This window comes from Aquabacter sp. (assembly GCF_965279295.1).
In the GTDB taxonomy this organism is placed as follows: Bacteria; Pseudomonadota; Alphaproteobacteria; order Rhizobiales; family Xanthobacteraceae; genus Aquabacter.
This window is the reverse complement of the sequence record NZ_CBDIHQ010000008.1, coordinates 28,197-45,281: the sequence shown is the minus strand read 5'-3', so window position 1 is coordinate 45,281 and position 17,085 is coordinate 28,197. Positions and strand designations below refer to the sequence as shown.

Below are 17,085 nucleotides of genomic sequence, written 5' to 3'. Positions count from 1 at the left end.
ACCTGTTGCCGGGGGCCTCGCTCTGAGCGAAAACGGTCAGCCATGACTGCGTCCTCCCCGTCCCCATCCGCCCCCTCCTCCCTGCGCGCCGTTCCGGTTGCGGATCTTGCGCGCGAGGATGCTGCCAACGAAATCGCTGCCTTGGCGGACGAAATCGCCGGTCACGACCGGCGCTATTATCAGGACGATGCCCCCCTGGTCTCCGACGGGGAGTATGACCGGCTGCGCCGACGCTACGAGGACATCGAGGCGCGGTTCCCTGAGCTGAAGACCGACGAGAGCCTCTCCGAGCGGGTGGGCGCGACGGTTTCTTCCAGGTTCGCCAAGATTACCCATGCGGTGCCGATGCTGTCGCTCGCCAACGCCTTCTCGGACGAGGAGGTGGAGGAGTTCGTGGCGCGGGTGAAGCGGTTCCTCGGCTTGGGGGACGACGAAGAGGTGGTTTTCACCGCCGAGCCCAAGATCGACGGCCTGTCCTGCTCGCTGCGCTATGAAGACGGGCGGTTGGTGAGCGCGGCGACGCGCGGCGACGGGGCGGTGGGCGAGGACGTGACTGCCAATGTCCGCACCATCGCGCAGATCCGCGAGCGCCTGACCGGCGACGACGTGCCCGCGATCATCGAGGTGCGCGGCGAGGTCTATATGGGCGCGGAGGATTTCCTCGCCCTCAACGCCCGGCAAATTGAGGCCGGCAAGCCGGCGTTCGCCAATCCCCGGAACGCAGCCGCCGGCTCGCTGCGCCAGCTTGATTCCGCCATCACCGCTAGCCGCCCGCTGCGTTTCTTCGCCTATGCTTGGGGGGAGGCACCGGAATTGCCCGCCGACACGCAGCACGGCGTGGTGGAGGCGTTCCATCGCTGGGGCCTGCCCACCAACGACCTCACCGTCCTGTGCCGCTCCGCCGCAGAATTGCTGGCCCATTACCGCATGATCGGCGAGCGCCGGGCGAGCCTGGGCTACGATATCGACGGTGTGGTCTACAAGGTGGACCGGCTCGACCTGCAACGCCGGCTGGGATTCATCGCCAGGTCGCCGCGCTGGGCCATCGCCCATAAATTCCCGGCCGAGCGGGCGGTGACGCAACTGGTCGACATCGACATCCAGGTGGGCCGCACCGGCGCGCTCACGCCGGTGGCGAAGCTGACCCCGATCACTGTCGGGGGCGTCGTGGTGTCCAACGCCTCGCTGCACAATGAGGATTATATCCGCGGTGTCGGCGGCGACGGCCAGCCGATCCGGGGCGGCATCGACATCCGCATCGGCGATTTCGTGACCGTCGAGCGCGCCGGCGATGTCATCCCCCAGGTGGTGGACGTGGTGCTGGACCGGCGCCCAGAAGGGGCGGCGGCTTTTGTCTTTCCCCACCTCTGCCCCGCTTGCGGCTCCCATGCGGTTCGCGAGGAGAATGAATCGATCCGCCGCTGCACCGGCGGCCTGATCTGCCCTGCGCAGGCGGTGGAGCGCATCCGCCATTTCGTCTCGCGCAATGCCTTCGATATCGAGGGCATGGGCGACGAGAATGTTCAGCTCCTGTTCGATGCCGGGCTCGTGCTGACACCGGCCGACATCTTCCGGCTGCACACGCACAGCGAGGCTTTGCGCAAGGCGTTCCTGGCTCAGAGGGAACTGCGCGCGCAGCAACGCGAGGCCGAGACCGGAAAGACACGAAAGACCGTTCTGACGCAGGAGAAGCGCCAGTTTCTTGGTGTCGAGAACCTGCTTGCGGCGATCGAAAGCCGGCGCGAGATCGGCCTTGCGAAGTTCCTTTACGCCCTCGGCATCCGCCATGTGGGAGAGGCGACGTCCAAGGCCCTCGCCAAGCAGTATCGCAGCATCGAGGCTTTTCTCGCCGTGCTGGTGCAGGCGGAACCCGGCCGCCCCGGCGAAGCCTGGCTGAGCCTGCTCGGCGTGCCTTCCGTCGGCAAAAAGACCGCAGAGGCGCTGGCGGCGGCGATCGGTACGGCCGGCGATGAGGTTTCAGCTCCCGCGACTGCCTTGCCCGAAGCCACCTTGCGCAGCGTCTTCGACCGCGCCGAGGTGAATGCGCGCCAACGGGTCTCGTTGCGCACCTTTTACGGTTCGGACGACCAGATTCTCCTGGCCCTGGCCGATGCGCGGGCGCAAATGCCCCGCACCGCGTTCATCACCCTCGCCGAAGTTCCCGATGTGGGAGAGGTGGCGGCCTCCTCGCTGTGCGAATTCTATGTGGAGCCGCGCAACCGCACACTGGTGAATGAGCTGCTGGAACAGGTGCAGGTCGCACCGCTCACCGAAACCTCGACCTCGACCTCGCCGGTCTCCGGAAAGACCGTGGTGTTCACGGGATCCCTCGAAAAGATGACCCGCGACGAGGCCAAGGCCATGGCGGAACGGCTCGGCGCCAAGGTGGCCAACTCGGTGTCGGCCAAGACCGATCTGGTGGTGGCGGGACCGGGCGCCGGTTCAAAACTCGATAAGGCGCGGGGACTTGGAGTGCGCGTGATCACGGAAGACGCGTGGTTCGAGCTGGTGGGATGACCGCGCGGGCCGGCCTGCGACAAATTCGGAAGCCCTCCAGAAGCTTTCCTCGGGTCTTGCAGGCACTGAATCTCTTGGTAATCCTTAGGATTAGACGAATTATAATGTAGCCCTTTACCGCCTCCGGGTCATTGATCCCCCCGCAGTCCTCGATAGCTTGCCGCAGGGCGAAGCACATGGCGGGGGTCGCATGGCACGCAAGTCGGGGGCATTCTGCAGACACCCGCGCTCCGCCATCCTGACGCACGCACAGCCGGTGCAGATCCTGGTGTTGATCCAGGTCGTCTTCTCGATCCAGCTTCCGTTCGCCATTCTGCCGCTGGTGGTGAACCGGCCGTGGATCCGCGTCGTGATCTGGCCCGCCGCCATTCGCCCGGTGCTCAACCTCTTGCTGCTCGGACACACGTCTGGTGGGAGCCCCGGCGGCTGATTTCGCCTTTTCTTTCAACGCCGCGGAAGAACCGCCGGCAGAACCCTGGAGTGTAAAATGGTCAGTGCAAAGCTTGAAGCCAAGCTCAACGATCTTCTCAACGGTGAGCTTGCCGCTCATCACGTCTATCTCGCAGCTGCGGCCTGGGCCTCGGGCAAGGCCTATGAGGGCGCGAAGGACTTCCTCCTCGTGCACGCCGCCGAAGAACTCACGCACATGCTGAAGTTCTTTGCGTTCCTCGACGATCTCGGTGCGCCGATCTCCTTCAACGCGCTTCCTCAGCCGGTGGTGGAAGCCGCCGACATCAAGGAACTTTTCCTGCGCGTGCAGGAAGAAGAGCGCAAGGTCAGCCGCAACATCTACGACGTGATCGAGCTTGCCCGCGAGGAGCACAGCTACGAGACCGACCAGTTCCTCCAGTGGTTCGCCGCCGAGCAGCATGAGGAAGAGAAGCTCTGCCGTCAGATCCTCGACAAGATCGAGCTGATCGGCGAAGGCCCGAACTCGCTCTATCTGCTCGACAAGGAACTCGCCGGCCTCGCCAAGGCGAGCTGAGACTTAACCACGGCTTATGCCCGGGCCACGCCCGGGCATAAGTGTTTTGCGTAAAGACCTCAGAACGTGATCTCGTCAAAACGTGATCTTGGCGTCGGCGATGAAGGTGCGCTGAGGGAAGGGATGGAAGAGCGTGTAGGAATCGTTGTTCAGATTGTCCACGCCGAAGCTGAAGCTGGCGTTGTCGTTGACCCTGTATCGCACCCGCACATCCACCACGAAGAAGCTGTCGAACGCGCCATAGACGTTGGGAATGACGTCGTTGTTCTCCAGCGTGGAATATTGCTTGCCGCTGTAGCGCGCCGCCACTGTGTAGGACCAGAACGCGTCCGGCGTGTAGGTGCCCCCGAAGGTGGCCCGCCAGTCCGGCACATAAGGCACATGATTGCCCACCACGTTCACATACTGGCCGGCGCTGTTGGTGTAGGTGGGATCGGCGAGGATGCGCGAATCCACATAGGTCAGGCTGCCGAACAGCTCGAGCCCCTGCACGACCACATCGCGCTTGTTGATCGCGATCTCCATCCCGGTGTTGCGGATCGCCTGGACGTTGCTGACATAATTCACCGGCACCGCGACGTTGGGCAGGAACGCGGTCTGCTGGATCAATGCGTCCTCCACATGCTCGTTGAAGAACGACACGCGCACACGGCCATTGCCGATGTCGCGCTCGATCGCCAGTTCCGCGCTCAGCGCATCTTCCGGCACCAGGTTGGGGTTCGGCACGGCATAGACCGAGCCGGTCTGGACGATCTGGTACAGCTCGGTCACGGTCGGGAAGCGATAGGCCTGCCCGACCGAGGCGGTGATGGTCCAGTCCTGCGGCCGCCACTGCCAGGATGCCTTGGGTGAGAAGCGCGTCGCATCCTGTTCCGGCTGGGAGACTGTGGTGGTGCCGGTGATGACGCCGAGCGACGTGGTCGTGGTGGCGAGGTTGAAGCCGTCCGACGCCCGCCACATCTCCAGCCGGCCGCCGAGGGTCAGCGTCATGTCGGAGGCATATTTCCAGGCGTCCTGCGCCCATAGCGCCTGGGTCTGGGTCTGCCCGATGCTATCGGTGTAAAGCTGGCCGGAGGTGGTGACGCCTGCGTTCCAGACCGGCACCGCATAGGTGGGGCTGTTGAGATAATAGCGGTTGGCATGAATGCCGAAGCTCACCTCGTGCTCGGCGTTTGGGCGCCAGATCGCCTTCAGGTCGCCGTTCATCCAATTGGTGCCGGTGAGGTTCGCCACCTTGCCGTTGGTGGTGAAGTTGGCGAGCGTCGTGACGCCGAACGGGCTGGCCTGGGTGTCGTCCAGATAATCGTAGCGCGACAGCGCCAGATCCCAATCCCAGGCACCGCCGGTGTCGGTCTTCAGCGAGAAGGCGTTCATCAGGTGCTGCTGGCTCAGCGTGTAATTGCTGCTGGCAAAGCCTGCGAGCCCGCCGAACGTCGCCTGGCCGGTGGCCGTGCGCAGATAGGTCTGGACCGAGGAAGTGGCATCGTTGGCCCACAGGCCGACCTGGTATTTCGCCTTAAGCCAGGGCGTGATGTCCCAGGCGAACTTGCCGTTCAGATTGGCCATCTCGGTGTGGAGCAGGCCGCCCGCGCCGGCGACATTGGCCTGCTGGCCCAGCTTGTTCAGCGCCGGGATGATGCCCGATGTGCCGGCGGGCACGCCCGGCGTGGTGATCCAGGCCAGCGGCTGGCTGTAGCTGTTCTGGTAATTGCCGCTGATGACGAACGAGAAATTGCCCTGCCGGTCGCCGGTGGAGACGTTGGTCTGGCTGGTGAAATAATCGCCCGAGGTGTTGTAGCGGCTGAAGGTCTGGAGCGCCTCGGTCTGCTTGGCATTGAACTCGAATGTGTCCGGCATCTTGGTGGTGAACAGCAGCACGCCGCCGATGGAATTGCCGGGATAGGCAGCGGCGAACGGGCCATAGAGGAAATCGACCCGTTCGATCTCCTCCGGCGTCACCATGCCCCAGCGCGGGGCACCCAGGGTGTTGTTGTTGGCGATGAAGGCCGAGAGCAGCGTGTCGTCCGCATAGACCATGCTGCGGGCCGAGGAATTCACCCCCCAGGTGCGGGTCGCCAGCACCGGTTGGGTATCGCCGCTGTTGCGCTTGCGCACGAACAGGCTGGGGAAATATTTCACGCTGTCCTCGGCATCCACCGCGTTCACCTGCGTTTCGATCTCGCTGGCGGTGATGCTCTGGCTGGTCTGGGGCAGGCTGTATTTTTCCTTGATGGGCGGGGGCGCCCACGATGGCGCGTTCCCCGCGTCCACGTTTACGTCTGGCAATTCGATGGTTTGGGCGAGGGCAGGGCTCAGGACGGCGGACACCGCGAGCATGCCGGCGGCCCGCAACAGGCGCGACATTGTCTTCTCCGGGAATGGCTGATGATCGGGGGGATGGAGCAGCCGTTCGGCCGGCTCGGATCACGCCGTTGCCGGAGGTCCCTGGGAGAGGCGGGTGGTGGAACGCGCGGACGCAGGGGGCGTGAAGGCCGGCGCTTCCGGCTGCGCCAGCAGCGCAAAGGAGCGGACCAGCGGCAGAACCTTGACGTCCGGCGGGAGTGCGGCGGTGCCTGAGGTAGCAAACGCGCAGAAGGCACAGGGCGCGGCGAGGCGGGCGGTATTCTGGCGTTCGCCGCGTTCGGGATCGGGGACACCCGCATCAGAGCCATGGCACAGGAAGAACGCGGCATCGGGCGTTGCCGCCGCCATGGAATGCTGCGTGAACAGCGCCAGCGACAGCAATGTCTGGAGCAGGAATGCATAGGCGAGGGCGACAGATAGAAAGGCACGCGCGTCATGCGCCCGCCCCGCCCTGCCGTTTCCCCGCCTCCCGATCATGCGCTCGTCCCTTGGCCAAGCATCCGCCCGGCCTTATCCCGCAGGCAAGGTGGCACGTCACCCGACCGATGGCGATGCTCCATGCCGTCGCGGTCCGGCTTTAGATCGGCGTCCGGGCGCGGATGGCGGCGGACAGCGTGCCTTCGTCGAGATAGTCCAATTCACCACCCACCGGCACGCCATGAGCGAGGCGCGTGATCTTCACCGGAAGGTCGCGCAGAAGATCGGTGATGTAATGCGCGGTGGTCTGCCCATCCACAGTGGCGCCCAGCGCCAGGATCACTTCGGAGACGGCATCGCGGTGGACCCGCTCCACCAGCTTTCCGAGATTCAAGTCGTCGGGGCCGATGCCGTCCAGCGGCGACAGCACGCCGCCGAGCACATGGTATTTCGCCCGAAGGGCCGCCGCGCGCTCCAGAGCCCAGAGGTCGGCCACGTCCGCCACCACCACCAGGGTGCCGGCCTCGCGCTGGGGATCGGTGCAGACCGTACAAGGGTCGCGCACATCCACGTTTCCGCAAACGTGGCATTCCACGATCTTGCCCAGGGCATCACCCATCGCCGTGGTGAGCGGCGCCATCAATGCCTCGCGCTTCTTGATGAGGTGCAGCGCCGCCCGGCGCGCCGAGCGCGGGCCGAGGCCCGGCAGGCGGGCGAGCAACTGGATCAGGCGTTCGATCTCGGGGCCGGCGACGGCACGGGGCATGGCGGGCTTTCTTGAGGCGCTGTTCCGCATGTAGCGCGTGCGGCGCGCCGGCGCCACAGAACCATGGCTGGCAGACCCATGACAGGATTGCCCAATGAATAGGCAAGTTGCTAAAGTCCTGGCCGATGGAGCGTCCGGACTCAGTCGCGGCCGTTGCCAACGGGAAGCCCCTCCCCCGGATCGCCGCTCATCGCCATGTCCCAAATCTCCCTGGTTCTGAAACGTTTCGCGCCCACGCTTGCCCCCGTCAGTCCGATTGAACGGCTGCGCGCGGCTGTCGGCGCGCTGATCGGTCTGGTCGTCACAGGCGTCGCGACGCGCCTCGCCCTGGGGCCGGATTCCGCGCTGCCGCTGCTGATCGCGCCCATGGGCGCCTCCTCGGTGCTGCTGTTCGCGGTGCCGTCGAGCCCGCTGGCGCAGCCCTGGTCGCTGATCGCAGGCAATCTCGTGGCGGCCGTGGTGGGTGTCACCGCCGCGCGCTTCGTGCCTGATCCGTTCCTGGCGGCGGGGCTCGCGGGCGGCATCGCCATCGGCCTCATGCTAGCCCTGCGCTGCCTGCACCCGCCCAGCGGCGCCGTGGCACTCACCGCAGTACTCGGGGGCGATGCGGTCCACGCCGCCGGCTACGGTTTCGTGCTGACGCCGGTGTTGCTGAACTCGGTGCTGCTGCTGGCGGTAGCGCTCGCCTATAACGCCCTCACCGGCCGCCCCTATCCCGCCCCGGCGGCAACGGCGCCGCGCGAGAACAAAGACCAGCCGCCCTCGGCCCGGCTCGGCTTCTCGGCGGCGGATCTCGACGCCGCGCTGGCGCAATATGACCGGCTGCTGGACGTGAGCCGCTCCGATCTCGCGGAAGTTCTGCGCCTTGCCGAGGTGCGCGCCTATGCCCGCCGCTCCGGCGAGATCACCTGCGCCGATATCATGTCGCGCGATGTCACCGCCGTCTCCCCGGAGACCTCGATGCGGGCCGCCCTCCACCTGCTGCGCGGACACGCGGTCAAGGCGCTGCCGGTCACGACGGAAGACGCGCGGGTGGTGGGTATCGTCACCCAGAGCGATCTGCTGGATAAAGCCGCATGGGGCAGCGCAGGTCCGCGGGTTTCCCTCGCGCAGCGCCTGCGCCATGTGGTCAGGCTTGCCCGCGCGCCCCAGGGGTCGGTACAGGAGATCATGACCGTGAATGTCCGCGCCGCGCGCCCTCACACCCCGATCGCAGACCTCGTGCCCCTTATGGCGGACGGCGGGCTGCATGCCGTGCCGGTGGTGGACGCCAACGACCAGCTCGCCGGCATCGTTACCCAATCCGACCTGATCGCCGCCCTGTTCCGGGACCGGCTGAGCGCATGAGCGACATCGATGAGCCCGCGCTGCGCGGCCAGCTGGATGCGTTCTACGCCAAGGTGCGGTGCGATCCCGCGCTCGGTCCTGTGTTCAATGCGGCGGTCGAGAACTGGCCGGAGCATATGGACACGCTGACCGACTTCTGGTGCTCGGTCATGCTCAAGGCCGGACGCTACAAGGGCAATCCGCTGGCAGTCCACAAAGCCCTGCCGCTGAAGCCCGAGGCGTTTGCCCCGCTGTTTCCGGTCTGGCTTCGGCTGTGGCGGGAAACCGCGCACGAACGCTTCTCCCCGGCGCAGGCGACAGTGCTGGTCGAAACCGCCACGCGCATCGCCCGCAGCCTTCAGGCTGGCATCCTGTTCGACCCCGCAAAGTTGGGCCGCGCCTAATCCTTCTTCCCCGCCTTGGCATCGAACGCCTGCCGGGCGCCCTCGATGCGGTCCAGATTGGCGGCGGCCCAGCTCCAGACCCCGCAGAACGCCTCGGCGAGCGTCAGACCGAGATCGGTGAGGCGGTATTCCACCTTGGGCGGGATCACCGGATGCACGGTGCGCACCAGCAGGCCGTCGCGCTCCATGTGGCGCAGGGTCTGCGTCAGCATCTTCTGGCTGATGCCACCCACCAGTTCGCCGATCCGGGTGAACCGCTGCTCGCCATGCTCGGTGAGCACTTCCAGAATCAGCATGGTCCATTTGTCCGCCACCCGGCCGATCAGATCATCCACCAGCGCCTCGACGCGCGGGTCGAGGTCTTCGGGATAGGCATGGCCTGAATTGGCCCCTTGGGGGTTGGCGGATGCGGGAGCACTCTCGGCAGCCATGACACTCTCTTTTAGGTATGTATGGATATATTTAGTGCCTACTTCCCAATAGGGAGCGTGGGTTTATATCAGCATCACAGGCGGTTCACCCGCTCTTTTTTAAAGAGGCTGAAGCCATGAAGATCGCAGGCAACACCATTCTCATCACCGGCGGCGGCTCCGGCATCGGGGCGGCGCTCGCAAAGGCGCTTCAGGCGGCGGGCAATACCGTCATCATCGCCGGACGCCGCAAGAGCGCCCTGGAGGCGGTTGTGTCAGGCAATCCCGGCATGTCCTATGTGGCGGCGGATGTGGAGACACAGGCCGGCGTCACCGCGCTGGCGCAAGAGGTGACGAAGGCGCATCCGGCGCTCAACGTGCTCATCAACAATGCCGGCATCATGCGCCCGGAAGACCTGCTGGCCGAGCCGTTCGATCTCGCCGACGCCGAGGCGACCATCGCCACCAATCTGCTGGGGCCGATCCGGCTGATCGCAGCCCTGCTGCCGCATCTGCGCCGGCAGGCGAGCGCGACCATCATCAACGTCACCTCGGGCCTCGCCTTCGTGCCGCTGGCAGCGACGCCGACCTACAATGCCACCAAGGCGGCGATGCATTCCTACAGCCAATCACTGCGCTTCCAGCTGCGCGACACGCCGGTCCAGGTGATCGAGCTGGCGCCCCCGGCGGTTGCCACCGAACTGATGCCCGGCCACGACACCAACCCAAACTCCATGCCGCTGGACGCCTTCATCAGCGAGACCGTGGGGCTGCTGGAAGCCAACCCGGACGCGCACGAGAATGCCGTCGCGCGGGTCAAGTTCCTGCGCAACGCGGAAGCGAGCGGAAACTACAAGGCGGTGTTCGGCATGCTCAACGGGGCGCATTGAGGCCCTTGGCCCAGGCTCGGGTCCGACCCGAGCCTGGGCGCGTCACTCAGAACAGTTTGAGGCCGGGCGGGATCGGCAAGCCACCGGTGAGTGCGGACATCTTGTCCTGCATGACGCTCTCGGCCTTGCGGCGGGCGTCGGAGATGGCAGCGACCAGCAGGTCTTCGAGAATTTCGCCCTCGTCCGGCTTCAGAAGCGTCGGGTCGATGCGGATCGCCTTGGGATCTCCCTTGGCGGTCAGGCGCACCGAGACGAGACCCCCGCCCGAGACGCCCTCCACCTCGACCGAATCCAGTTCGGCCTGCATCTGCTGCATGCGCTCCTGAAGCTCTTTCGCCTGCTTCATCATGCCCATCAGGTCGCGCATTTTACCCTCTCCTCAATATTCCAGTTCGTCGTCCGGTCCGGGACCCATATAGGCATCCTCCTCCACCGGGGCGAGCCCGAGGTCGGGCGTCTCTTCGCGGGTGCGCACATCGACGATCTGCGCGCCGGGGAATTTCGCCAGCACCGCCGCCACCAGCGGGTCGGCGCGGATGCCGTCCTCCCGCTGCGCCTTCGCCGCGGCGTTGGTCTCGGCCAGGGTCGGCGCGCCGGCGTCCCTGGAGGTGAAGGACACCATCCAACGCTTGCTGGTCCAGTCCGCGAGCTTCTTGGATAATTCCTGCACCAGATTGGGGCTGCCGCCCGGCGCGAGCGCAAACTCGATGCGCCCATCCTCGAAATGGACCGGCTTCACATAGGTTTCGAGCGCATGCTTCAGCAGCAGATCGCGCTTGGCGCTCGCCAGCGCCACCAGATCCTCCAACCGCTCAAGGCGCGGACCTTGCGGCTCCGGCTGAGGCTGGGGTTGAGCGGTTGCACGCACCTGCATCTGAGGTTCGGTTCGCGCCGCCACCGCGAGCCGAGCGCCACCGCCACCATTGGTCGGCGCGAGAGCGGCTGATGGCCCGGACGCTGACGGTCCGGACTGGGGAGCGGGCCTGGACGCGGACGGGGCCGAGGACTGGGGCGTGTCCTGCAATTCCCTCAGCTTGCGCAGCGCCTCTTCGGGGGTGGGGAGATCCACCGCATAGGCGATGCGCACCAGCACCATCTCGGCGGATTGGGCCGGCTTAGCGGATTGCTGGGTCTCCGTGATGCCCTTCAAAAGCATCTGCCAGACCCGCGAGAGGTCGCGGATATAGAGCTTGGCGGCCATCTCCGACCCGCGCTCCCGTTCCGCCTGCACGAGAGAGGCATCGGCGGCGGTCTCGGGCACCAGCTTGAAGCAGGTCAGCAGATGGGTGAATTCGGCGAGATCGGTGAGGATCACCGCCGGGTCGGCGCCAGCGTCATACTGCTCGCGGAACTCGCGGATCGCCTTGAGCGTGTCGCCGGACATCAGCGCCTCGAACAAATCGATGACGCGGGCGCGGTCGGCAAGACCCAGCAGGCGCCGCACCTCTTCCGCCCCGACCCGTCCCCCGCCATGGGCGATGGCCTGATCCAGCAGCGAGAGCGAATCGCGCACCGAGCCCTCGGCGGCGCGGGAGATGGTGGAGAGCGCCTCGCTCTCGACCTCTACGCCTTCCTTCACGCAGATGCCGGCGAGATGCTGCGCCAGCACACCCGCATCCACCCGCCGCAGATCGAAACGCTGACAGCGCGAGAGTACAGTCACCGGCACCTTGCGGATTTCGGTGGTGGCGAAGATGAACTTCACATGCTCCGGCGGCTCCTCCAGCGTCTTCAACAGCCCGTTGAATGCTGCGGTGGAGAGCATGTGCACTTCGTCGATGATGTAGACCTTGTACCGCGCCATGGCCGGGCGGTACCGCGAGCCCTCGATGATCTCGCGGATGTCGTTGATCGACGTGTTGGACGCGGCGTCCATCTCCATCACGTCCACATGGCGCGATTCGATGATGTCGCGGCAGTGCTTGCCCAACACGGAGAGGTCCAGCGTCGGCCGCCCGCCGCCTTCCATGGGCTCGTAATTGAGCGCGCGCGCCAGGATCCGCGCGGTGGTGGTCTTTCCCACGCCCCGGACCCCGGGTGAGGATATAGGCCTGGGCGATGCGGCCCGAACTGAAGGCGTTGGAGAGCGTGCGGACCATCGCTTCCTGGCCGATCAGGTCAACGAAGGTCTGCGGCCGGTATTTGCGCGCCAGCACCCGATACGGCGTCGCCGCGACCGGCACCGGGGCCGGTGGGGCACCGAGGTCGAATCCCGGCATATCCAGGCCCGGCATGTCCAAATTGGGCATGTCGGCCGTGTCGTCGCCGGGGGGGTGTTCAGGGGTATCCGCGCTCATGGTCCTTCATAGCATCGCGCAGGCGCAGGCGTGAGCCTTGCGCTGCGGTCCCCCGGTGAATTGCGGGGGCGATCTGTGCGTGAAGAAGGTGGGAGGCTGGTCAGAGACCCGAGACCGGGCTCGTTGGGGCTGCTTCCTTCCGGATCTGACCCGATTGGCGAGTGGCTCGTCCACCGCCAACCTCCCGGCGTCTATATCGTGCGAAAGGACCGATTTGGCAAGCCGGGTGTCGTGATGGGGACGCGGAGCCTTCCAGCCCCGCTTGCGCGCGCCGACAGCCCGCCGCACAACTCCGGCCATGACATTCGCCCTCGATCCCCGCCCTCGCCGCCGACGGGCCCCGCCCTCGGCGACCTCCCGCTCTGCCATGTCCGCTTGGTGGACGATGCGCGCTTCTTCTGGATTGTCCTGGTGCCGCGCCGCGCGGGAGCGGTGGAGATCATCGATCTGTCAGCGGACGAGCGCGCCGTCCTCATGGAGGAAATCGCCGCCGCCTCCGCCGCGCTCAAGGCGGTGAGCGGGTGCGTGAAGCTCAATGTGGCGGCGCTGGGCAACATGGTGCCGCAGCTTCATGTCCACATCGTCGGACGCACACCGGGGGATGCGGCATGGCCCGGCCCCATGTTCGGCGTCGGCACCCGCGCGCCGCTCGGCGCGGACCTGGAGGGACGCGCCACCGCGCTTCGCGCCGCCTTGGCCCTCGCGCCTGATTAGAAACGGCCCAGCTTGCCACCCCCGCCGGCCCGTGCCACCGTCCGCCACCTCTCCATCGCCTCAGGCGCGCTCCCCATGACCAGCCCCCTTCCCCGATCTCGGCGCCGCGCCGATCCTCGGCTATATCGACAATCCGCTCGACCGCGCCGCACACCGCCGGACTGAGGCGGAGGCCCTGTTCGCGCAAGGGGATGCCCGCACCTACCTGCTGGGGGGCGAACTGGTCGCGGCGCGCAAGGTGGGGGATACGCTCGATCCGCTGTTCGAGCCGGCCCACGCCCGTGACCTCGGCGCCGGGAGCCCGCTGTTTCTCGGTCTCGCCGATGGTGCCCCCTATTTCGCCGCACGCTTCGACCCAACCCGGCGCGAGGAACTGGAGGCAAGCGGCCTGTTCGTCTCGGACCGGACCTGCGCTCCATCGCCATGGGCGGGCTGCTGGCGCCCGAACATCTCAGCGCGATCGCCTGCGGCAAGGCGCTCAACGGCTGGCACGGGCGGCATCGCTTCTGCGCCAATTGCGGCGCCGAAACCAGCATGTCCGACGGCGGCTGGCGGCGCGATTGCCCGGCCTGCAAAGTCCAGCATTTCCCGCGCACCGATCCCGTCGTTATCATGCTGACCTCGGTCGGCGACCGCTGCCTGCTGGGCCGGCAGGTGCAGTTCGCGCCGGGAATGTGGTCGGCGCTTGCCGGCTTCGTCGAGCCCGGCGAGACGGTCGAGGACGCGGTGCGGCGCGAGGTGCTGGAAGAATCGGGCATTCTGGTGGGCCGCGTCGCCTATCACGCCACCCAGCCCTGGCCGTTTCCCATGTCGCTGATGATCGGCTGCTTCGCGCAGGCTCTCACGGAGGAAATCGTGGTGGACACCAAGGAATTGGAGGGCGCCCGCTGGTTCTCGCGCGATGAAGTGGTGCAGATGCTAAACCGCACGCATCCCGATGGGCTTGTGGCGCCCCAGCCGCTGGCGATCGCCCACCACCTGCTGCGGGCCTTCGCGCAGGGCACGGCCGCATGAAGCACTGGGATTGGCGTAGAATTCGGTCGCCGGCTTATTGAACCGGGGCGCAATACCGACTGAGATACACCGCCCTGGCGATTCAGGCCGGTGGCACACCAGGAAGCGCGCTTGGAAAAACCCCCCAGCCCTTATCCGGTAGGCACGCCCCCCTCAAAGCATGGGGGCGTGGTGACGCTCCTGCGCCGCCTGTTCGCTCCGCCCGGAGGGCCCGCGCGCCGCAAGCGCCGGCCGGCCGATCTGGTGTACGGCCTCGACGACAAGGTGCCGACGCCCGCGCTGATCCCGCTGGCCGCCCAGCACGCGATGCTGGCGCTGACCTATCTTCTCTATCCGTTGGTTGCAGCCACCGAAGCCGGGCTTTCTGGGGCACAGACCCAATCCATTCTCACCGCCTGCGCCATGTGCATCGGCATCACCACCATCATCCAGTGTAGCCGCACGCGCTTCGGTAGCGGCTACCTCGCCGTGCACATCCCCTCGGCAGGGGCGATCCCACTCGCGGTCCAGGGCCTGACATTGGGCGGCCCGGCGCTGATGGCAGCGAACCTCGTGCTCACGGGCATCTGCCAGATTCTCGCCGCGCGCGTGGTTCGCCCGCTGCGCGTGCTTCTGCCGCCGGAGGTGTGCGGCGTCGCGGTGTCCATGCTTGGGGTTTCTCTGGCCGCGCCGGCGCTGCGCCGGGCACTTGGCATGGAGGGCACGCACACAACGGTTGAGAGCGACCGCCTGATCGTCGCCGGCGTGACGCTTGCCATCATCGTCAGCGTCACCGTATTCGCGCCGCGCCGCCTCAAACTGTTCGCCGTGCTCGCCGGGGCGAGCATCGGCTGGATCACGGCGGAGATCATCGGCAGCAACACGGTCAGTTATTCCGACATCCTGAGCCATGTGGACACCGTGGCCCTGCCGAGCTTCAGCCTACCGACCCTTCACCTGGAGCCGAGCCTGTTTCCCGTCATGGGCCTGCTGGTGATGATGGGGATGGTGGACGTGCTCAGCACCACGCTCTCGCTGGAGAAGATGAACGACGCCGACTGGCGCCGCGCCGACATGGCGGCGGCCGGACGGGCGGTGACGGCCACGGGCATCGGCAATATTCTCAACGGCCTGACCACCGGCTTCCAGTCCGGCCTATCCTCGGCGGCGGTGGGGCTTGCCTTCGCGACCGGCGCCACGGCACGCATCATCGGCATCTGCGCCGGGGCGCTGATGTTCGCCACGGCCTTCTTCCCGAAGGCCATCGTCGCCCTGACGCTGGTTCCTTCTCCGGTGATCGGCGGCATCCTGCTCTATACCGCCGCCTACCTGCTGGTGGCCGGGATGGACCTGATCCTGTCCCGACGGCTCAGCGAGCGCCGGGTCTTTCTGGTGGGGCTTTCCATGCTGGCGGGACTGTCTGTGGCGCTGCTGCCCCTGCACGATCAGTTGCCCGGCTGGCTGCAACCCCTGTTCGCGACGCCCCTCACGGTGGCTGCGTGTTTCGCCATCCTGCTGAACCTCGTGTTCCGCATCGGTATTTCCAGGGAAAGCGCCCAAGTGGTCGAGCCGGGCTCCAACGCCTTTGACACGGTGCAGGAATTTCTCGAGCGCCAGGGCGGGCTATGGGGGGCACGCCGCGATGTCATCGCTGCGGCTATTCCTGTCGCGGCCCAGGCGCTGGAACTCTTGCAGGACAATGACATCGCCACCAGCCCCGTGGAGCTGAGGGCTCGGTTCGACGAAACCCATCTCGACGTCTTCCTGCTCTACGAGGGCGAGGTGATGGAAGCCCCGAAGGAACGCCCCTCGCCCGAAGCCCTGCTCGGAGATACCAAGGAGGTGGCCGCGTTCGCCGCCTATATGCTGACCCGCCTGGGCGACCGCGTCACCTTCGGCCGCACCGGCGCCCGCGCCCGCATCACCCTGCGGTTCGACCACTGAAGACCAGCTTCAGTGGTCCCCCGTCTGGCTCTGCGCCAGCCCCAGCCGGTAGGCGTGAGCGGGATAGACCCCGAGGATGCGCAATTCGCGGGAGAAGAAGGCCAGTTCCTCCAGCGCGAACTTGAGGCCCCGATCGTCCGGGTGGCCGTCGACGTCGGCATAGAACTGCGTGGCGGTGAAGCCGCCGTCCATCTGGTAGGATTCCAGCTTGGTCATGTTGACGCTGTTGGTGGCAAAGCCGCCGAGCGCCTTGTAGAGCGCGGCCGGCACGTTGCGCACGCGGAAAACGAAGCTGGTGACAACCGGACCCTCGCCCGCCGACGCCCATTCCCCTTCGCGCGCCAGGATCACGAAGCGGGTGGTGTTGTGGCTCTCGTCCTCGATGTTCTCGGCGAGGATGTCGAGGCCGTAGAGTTCGGCGGCGAGGCGCGAGGCAATGGCAGCGCGTGCCACATCCCCGGCCTCGGCGATCTCGCGGGCCGAGCCCGCGGTGTCGGCGCCGATCACGGCGGTGAGGCCGAGCGTGCGCATCGCCTTGCGGCATTGGCCGAGCGCCATGACATGGCTCTGCGCCGACTTGATGGTGGCAAGGCTCGCGCCCCGCACCGCCATGAGCTGGTGCGACAGCGGCAGGAAGAATTCACCGATGATGGAAAGGTTGGCGCGCGGCAGCAGATGGTGGATATCCGCAACCCGGCCGGCAACCGAATTCTCGATCGGGATCATTGCGAGGTCGGCGGTGCCGCCCTCCACCGCTGCGAAGCAATCCTCGAACGTGGCGCAGGGCACCGCCTCATGGTCCGGATAGGTTTCGCGGCAGGCGATGTGCGAATTGGCGCCCGGCTCGCCCTGGAACACAATGCGGTGGCTCATAAGTGGAGTCCTTATCCTTATATGCGGGGGGCATATCCACCCTCGCGCGGCCGATGTCCATGGGCACCCGCGCTGCGACCGCTCGCCGCGCCGGCGCCAAGCCTGCATTTGAGAAGTGGAAGTGCTCCAATGCGTGGCATTGGGGCGCGCCCCCGGACGGGTTGCGCGGCTTTCATCAAAATGAT

15 protein-coding genes, 1 other RNA gene and 1 pseudogene are annotated in these 17,085 nt (G+C 66.4%); 9 read left to right on the top strand and 8 right to left on the bottom strand.

What is annotated here, in order from left to right; genetic code table 11:
* Positions 1–42: 42 nt before the first annotated feature.
* From ligA to ADADO0_RS02745, 3 genes are all read left to right on the top strand, one after another.
* Entirely contained in the window at positions 43–2,517 is a 2,475-nt protein-coding gene (ligA, locus tag ADADO0_RS02755; protein ID WP_511303559.1) for an NAD-dependent DNA ligase LigA, read from the top strand.
* A gap of 190 nt (positions 2,518–2,707) precedes the next feature.
* Complete coding sequence (locus tag ADADO0_RS02750; RefSeq protein ID WP_511303558.1) at positions 2,708–2,947, top strand: hypothetical protein; 240 nt, start codon at positions 2,708–2,710, stop codon at positions 2,945–2,947.
* Positions 2,948–3,004: 57 nt separating this feature from the next.
* A complete protein-coding gene (locus ADADO0_RS02745; RefSeq protein WP_511303557.1) occupies positions 3,005–3,502 on the top strand; it encodes a ferritin in 498 nt (165 codons plus the stop codon).
* Between the two features lie 75 nt (positions 3,503–3,577).
* Here the strand turns inward: ADADO0_RS02745 and ADADO0_RS02740 are convergent, their stop codons facing one another.
* From ADADO0_RS02740 to recR, 3 genes are all read right to left on the bottom strand, one after another.
* Entirely contained in the window at positions 3,578–5,866 is a 2,289-nt protein-coding gene (locus tag ADADO0_RS02740) for a TonB-dependent receptor (RefSeq protein WP_511303556.1), read from the bottom strand.
* Between the two features lie 60 nt (positions 5,867–5,926).
* Positions 5,927–6,343 carry a hypothetical protein gene (locus ADADO0_RS02735; RefSeq protein ID WP_511303555.1) on the bottom strand — a complete coding sequence of 139 codons (417 nt, stop codon included), beginning with the start codon at positions 6,341–6,343 and terminating at the stop codon, positions 5,927–5,929.
* Positions 6,344–6,443: 100 nt separating this feature from the next.
* Positions 6,444–7,049, bottom strand: a complete 606-nt coding sequence (recR, locus tag ADADO0_RS02730; protein ID WP_511303554.1) for a recombination mediator RecR — start codon at positions 7,047–7,049, stop codon at positions 6,444–6,446.
* Between the two features lie 195 nt (positions 7,050–7,244).
* On the opposite strand from recR, the gene ADADO0_RS02725 reads away from it, so the two are divergent.
* Both ADADO0_RS02725 and ADADO0_RS02720 read left to right on the top strand, forming a co-directional pair.
* Positions 7,245–8,396, top strand: a complete 1,152-nt coding sequence (locus ADADO0_RS02725) for an HPP family protein (protein WP_511303553.1) — start codon at positions 7,245–7,247, stop codon at positions 8,394–8,396.
* A complete protein-coding gene (locus ADADO0_RS02720; RefSeq protein WP_511303552.1) occupies positions 8,393–8,779 on the top strand; it encodes a group III truncated hemoglobin in 387 nt (128 codons plus the stop codon). Before ADADO0_RS02725 ends, ADADO0_RS02720 begins: the two co-directional genes overlap by 4 nt.
* Here the strand turns inward: ADADO0_RS02720 and ADADO0_RS02715 are convergent.
* Entirely contained in the window at positions 8,776–9,210 is a 435-nt protein-coding gene (locus tag ADADO0_RS02715; protein WP_511303551.1) for a winged helix-turn-helix transcriptional regulator, read from the bottom strand. The two genes, ADADO0_RS02720 and ADADO0_RS02715, sit on opposite strands and share 4 nt — an antisense overlap.
* 116 nt (positions 9,211–9,326) lie before the next feature.
* Here ADADO0_RS02715 and ADADO0_RS02710 point away from each other — a divergent pair, with 116 nt between their 5' ends.
* Entirely contained in the window at positions 9,327–10,079 is a 753-nt protein-coding gene (locus ADADO0_RS02710) for an SDR family oxidoreductase (protein ID WP_511303550.1), read from the top strand.
* Between the two features lie 46 nt (positions 10,080–10,125).
* Here the strand turns inward: ADADO0_RS02710 and ADADO0_RS02705 are convergent, their stop codons facing one another.
* The 3 genes and pseudogenes from ADADO0_RS02705 to ffs form a co-directional block, all read right to left on the bottom strand.
* A complete protein-coding gene (locus ADADO0_RS02705) occupies positions 10,126–10,446 on the bottom strand; it encodes a YbaB/EbfC family nucleoid-associated protein (protein ID WP_511303549.1) in 321 nt (106 codons plus the stop codon).
* Positions 10,447–10,458: 12 nt separating this feature from the next.
* Positions 10,459–12,328, bottom strand: a pseudogene (locus ADADO0_RS02700) (DNA polymerase III subunit gamma/tau).
* A gap of 135 nt (positions 12,329–12,463) precedes the next feature.
* An RNA gene (ffs, locus tag ADADO0_RS02695) (signal recognition particle sRNA small type) lies at positions 12,464–12,562 on the bottom strand.
* Between the two features lie 48 nt (positions 12,563–12,610).
* Here ffs and ADADO0_RS02690 point away from each other — a divergent pair.
* From ADADO0_RS02690 to ADADO0_RS02680, 3 genes are all read left to right on the top strand, one after another.
* Positions 12,611–13,090, top strand: a complete 480-nt coding sequence (locus ADADO0_RS02690; protein ID WP_511303548.1) for an HIT domain-containing protein — start codon at positions 12,611–12,613, stop codon at positions 13,088–13,090.
* Positions 13,091–13,513: 423 nt separating this feature from the next.
* Positions 13,514–14,104 carry an NAD(+) diphosphatase gene (gene nudC, locus ADADO0_RS02685; protein ID WP_511303547.1) on the top strand — a complete coding sequence of 197 codons (591 nt, stop codon included), beginning with the start codon at positions 13,514–13,516 and terminating at the stop codon, positions 14,102–14,104.
* 168 nt (positions 14,105–14,272) lie between these two features.
* Positions 14,273–16,027, top strand: coding sequence for a uracil-xanthine permease family protein (locus tag ADADO0_RS02680; RefSeq protein WP_511303546.1), 1,755 nt, complete (start codon positions 14,273–14,275; stop codon positions 16,025–16,027).
* A gap of 9 nt (positions 16,028–16,036) precedes the next feature.
* On the opposite strand, the gene ADADO0_RS02675 is transcribed toward ADADO0_RS02680, so the two are convergent.
* Entirely contained in the window at positions 16,037–16,900 is an 864-nt protein-coding gene (locus ADADO0_RS02675; RefSeq protein WP_511303545.1) for a prephenate dehydratase, read from the bottom strand.
* Between the last annotated feature and the right edge of the window lie 185 nt (positions 16,901–17,085).